The 4,940-nt window shown below is 43.6% G+C and carries 2 protein-coding genes; both read left to right on the top strand.

Going from position 1 to position 4,940, the window contains the following annotated elements; translation table 11 throughout:
* Window positions 1-77 precede the first annotated feature (77 nt).
* Window positions 78-3,233, top strand: a complete 3,156-nt coding sequence (locus Q0502_RS05440) for a TonB-dependent receptor (RefSeq protein WP_298648131.1) — start codon at window positions 78-80, stop codon at window positions 3,231-3,233.
* A 19-nt stretch (window positions 3,234-3,252) separates the two neighbouring features.
* Window positions 3,253-4,869: a RagB/SusD family nutrient uptake outer membrane protein gene (locus Q0502_RS05435; RefSeq protein WP_298648128.1), complete on the top strand. Its 1,617-nt coding sequence runs from the start codon at window positions 3,253-3,255 to the stop codon at window positions 4,867-4,869.
* Window positions 4,870-4,940 lie beyond the last annotated feature (71 nt).

Below are 4,940 nucleotides of genomic sequence, written 5' to 3'. Positions count from 1 at the left end.
GCGGAATTCCTATGTGATCAATCAATAGCGGTAACACTTTAATAATTAAGTTATAAACAATTAAAAAATTGAACCAAATGAGAAGTAACAAGCAACCCCTAAAGTGGAAGTATAGAAATCCTCGATTTCTATTACTATCACTTTACTTTTTCACATCCATTGTCACTTTTGCACAGACTAATGTACGAGGGAGAGTGGTTGACACGACCGGGGAAACCCTGATCGGTGTGAATGTTATCGTAAAAGGCACTAGCCAGGGCACCATTTCTGACATAAATGGGGAGTTTATTGTGCCTGTACCGTCATCAAACAGCACACTCGTCTTTTCTTATGTCGGTTTCGTGGAACAGGAAATACCCCTTAATGGGAGAACATACCTCAATGTTACAATGGAGCAGGACACCGAGATACTTGATGAAGTGATAGTTGTCGGTTATGGAACTCAAAGAAGAACCAGTGTGACAGGTGCTGTATCCACATTATCGGATACTGAACTTATTAAGGCTCCTGTCGTTGGAGTCACGAATGTCCTGGGAGCCAGAGTAGCGGGAGTTACGATGTTACAGCAAACAGGACAGCCCGGACAAGATGCAGCCTCTTTGCTCGTTAGAGGCGAAGGCGCCACTTATATTGTGGATGGAGTGATCAGAAGTATCAACGAGATTGACCCCAATGAGATTGAATCCATCTCGATTTTGAAAGATGCGACCTCTGCATCGGTGTACGGTTTAAATGCAACTTCCGTGATCATCGTTACTACCAAAAGGGGTAAAGAGGGCCAATTGGGTATATCCTACAACGGATCATATGGAATTAGCCAGAATGCAAATCAAATAAAATGGTTAGATGGGCCGGGATATGCCCATTGGTATAATATGGCCAGAGAACTAGACGGAGACGAACCGGTATTTACATCTGCCCAAGTGGAGAAAATGAAATCAGGGACCGATGGATGGGGCAATACGAACTGGTATGATGAAGTCTTTGGCGTCGGATCCACTATGAATCATAACGTTAGCGCAACAGGAGGGACCGATAAAGTTAAATTCTTCTCCTCAATCAGTGCTTTCCAGCAAAAAGGGAACGTAGACCGTTTCGACTACTCACGTTATAATCTCAGGGCAAATATAGACTCGAAAATTACAGACAACATCACCCTGGTAATGAATATTGCTGGACGTTTGGATGAACACAACAGGCCTAGCTATTCTGCAGACCCGAACGACTGGCATAATATCCCGCAACAGGCTGTACGCGCCTTACCCTATTTGCCAATGAGAGTAACGGCTGATGACGGCAAGGAATATTATACTTCTACGCGTACCGCTTCATCGCCCGTAAGCCCAATTGCAGGAATTTATGAATCAGGATACAGCAGGCCCAGAAACACAACCATCCAGACCAATTTTTCACTGAATTATGATGCCCCTTGGATGGAAGGGCTCAGCTTAAAGTTTATGGGAGCCTATGATAAATTCTTCCAGTTCAATAAGTCGCTGATCATACCCTATCAAACAATGATCGGGGCATTGCCGAACAGTTCGACCGAAAAGATTGATTATGTTGCTTTCCAAAACAATTCAGGTAACACCTCTTTGAGCGAAAGCGGACATAGTGCAACAAACATCGTAACCCAAAGCAGCTTTACCTACGATAAATCATTTGACAAACACAAGATTAATCTGTTCGGCCTCGCTGAAACCCGAAGTGCTTATTCAAACACATTGGGTGCAACGGGATATGGACTCGATTTTCTGGAACTGGCCGAATTGAGTAAAATAACCAATACTACAGGAAACGGAGAAGAGAAGATACCCTCTATTTCAGGAAGTAGCGCGCAATCGAGGCTGATTGGTTTCGTTGGGCGCTTAAACTATGATTATGATGGACGTTACTTACTGGAAGCTTCAATCCGTCGTGACGGCAGCTACCTTTTCAGCGGGATGCAAGGCTCACGATGGGTTAATTTGCCCGCAATATCTGCAGGATGGAGAATGAATAATGAAGAATGGTTTGCTGCCGACTGGGTAGATAATTTGAAAATTCGCGGCGGTATAGGCAAAACAGCCACTTCTGCCGTTAATGCATTCCAATACCTTAACTTAATGACGTTAAGTTCTAACGCACTGATATTGGGTGATCAGAGACAAAGTATGCTTTACACAGGAACTTTGGGTAATCCCTATCTGACTTGGGCCAAAGCGATCACTTATAATCTTGGTGCTGAATTTATGGCATGGAGAGGATTGCTGGGTGTTGAGATCGATGCCTTCTACAAATACCAATACGATCTTCTGGCCAGCGTCGGGGGGGCGTACCCACCATCTATGGGAGGCTACTATTTTAGTTCCGACAACGTAAACAAGATCGATTACAGGGGATTCGACTTCACGATCTCCCATAATCACAAGATCGGAGATTTCAGGTATGGCATTAAATGGGTAGGAACCCTGGCCTATCGGAGATGGTTATACTATGCCGGCGACTCCGAAAATACGCCGGATTACCGAAAACTAACCGGCAAGGAAGTCGGCTCACAGCTTGGTTTTATAGCTGAAGGGCTTTTCCAGTCGCAGGCGGAAATCGATAATTCCCCGACAATTACCGGGTCAGCCGTGCTTCCCGGCTATATCAAATACAAGGACCGGAATGGCGACGGAAAAATATCCTACGCACAAGACATGGGATATGTCGGGAAAAGTCCATACTCCAGATTCCAGACCTCTCTCAATTTAAACGGGAGTTGGAAAGGATTCGATTTTGATATCTTATTTCAGTCGGGCATCGGTCGGACGGTAGCATTAACGGGTGTATATACCTCTACCGGCTCCGAAGGAATTATGGACAATACCGCTTTCACAAAACTATTTTATCATAGTGGCAACTCTCCCCAATTCCTCCCTGAAAATTCCTGGACACCGGACAACACGAATGCCGAGTTTCCACGCCTCTCCCTTGTGACTGTAAGCAGCAATAATGCCTATTCATCGACATTTTGGTATAGAAATGGCAATTACCTCCGCCTGAAATCATTCCAAGTCGGATATACTATTCCCCAGTCTGTTACAAGGTCTGCGGGAATAGATAGAATCAGACTCTACATAGAAGGATCGAACATACTAACGTTCAGCGAATTAACGAAATACAATATCGACCCTGAATCACCCGGAGTAAATAATGGATACTACCCTCAACAGAGGACATTATCATTCGGCCTTAATTTCTCTTTATAACCTATTTAATTTGACTGTAATGAAAAAAATAAATATAAAATTTCTATCTTTGGCTATCTCCGCCATCATCTTCACCGGATGTTCGGATTGGCTGGACCTGACCCCTACCGATCAACTTACCGATAAAGTCGTATGGGAGCAAGAATCGAGTGTTGATCTTTATGTAAATGGTTTTTATACCTATCTGCATCAATATGGGCAGTTCGGAGATAAACAGTTTGAAGGCAGTCTTACTGAGAGCCTGACCAACACTTTTAAGTATGGATCCTATGCACTTGGACACAAAGCGGGTCATCCTAATAATTATGTATTTAACCCATCGGTCATCACCACAACCAGTTGTTTCTATAGCAATTGGGATGATGCCTACAACAAGATTAGGAGGATGAACGAATTCCTTTATTCAATGGAATTATATTCTTCTTTTCCGGAGAGCGTAAATACAAAATGGGAAGCGCAAACCCGTTTTTTCCGCGCATTTATTTATTTCCAACTTGCAAAACGGTTTGACGGCGTAATTCTCTATACCCGTCTTGATCAGATGGAAAAGGATAAAGCCCGTAGTACGAATGAAGAGACCTGGGATTTGATTGAACAGGATCTTGATTTTGCCATTGCCAATCTACCTGATTCGTGGAGTGCCCCAGAGAAAGGAAGATTAACAAAATATGTAGCGCTCGCTTTTAAATCAAGGGCAATGCTTTACGCAGAACGATGGCAGTCAGCCTATGATGCGGCCAATGAGGTCATCGACTCAGATCTATTCAGTCTGACGGATGTTTATGCCGAATCCTGGAAAGGGAACAATGAAGAATCGATTCTTGAGTTCAAATATGACGAGCTGGGGCCAAGCCATACTTTTGACCGGGATTATGTCCCTCTTAGCGACGGGTATGAGTTTGGCGGATTAGGAACTCCCACACAAGAGATGGTGGAAAGTTACGAAAAAGCAGATGGGACTAAAATGGACTGGACTCCCTATCATAGTACCAATGCAACACGCCCTCCCTATGAAGATCTGGAACCCCGGTTCAAAGCGACCGTGATTTATCCGGGCAGCACATGGAAAGAACATACAATGCAGAATTCCGTGAACGGAACATACGGCACCTTTATGGCTTACAGAGCCCAACCGTACACCTATGGACATACTACTACGGGTTACTTCCTCAGGAAACTTATGGATGAGGAACTGATAGACATCAAAGGGAAACCAAGTACGCAGACATGGGTTGAGATCAGATATGCTGAAGTCTTACTCAATAAAGCTGAAGCCGCTTTTCGCCTTAACAAACCGAACGAAGCAAGGGACGCAATGAATGAAGTACGCGAAAGAGTAAATCTTCCTCCGAAATCATCCTCCGGGGATCAATGGTTCAGTGATTACCGGAACGAAAGAAAAGTTGAATTGGCATATGAAGGGCATCTCTTTTGGGATATGAGAAGATGGCAACTCGCACATATTGAATACAACAACTATCGTTGTCACGGATTCAAAATTACAGGCGATAACTATGAGTATATTGATATCGATTATCAGGACAGAAGATTCTCGGAAAAGAATTATGTGCTCCCCATACCCGACAGTGAATTAGCCAATAACTCGTTGATAGAGCAATACGACAGGTGGAAATAACTTAAACAAGATAGAAGCGATGAAAAAGAATATATTAACTATCATAGCGATATGCTGTTCTGTCGTTATCA

Source organism: uncultured Proteiniphilum sp. (assembly GCF_937873925.1).
GTDB lineage: Bacteria > Bacteroidota > Bacteroidia > Bacteroidales > Dysgonomonadaceae > Proteiniphilum.
The sequence above is the reverse complement of the archived record's forward strand: the minus strand, read 5'-3'. Positions and strand labels throughout refer to the sequence as shown.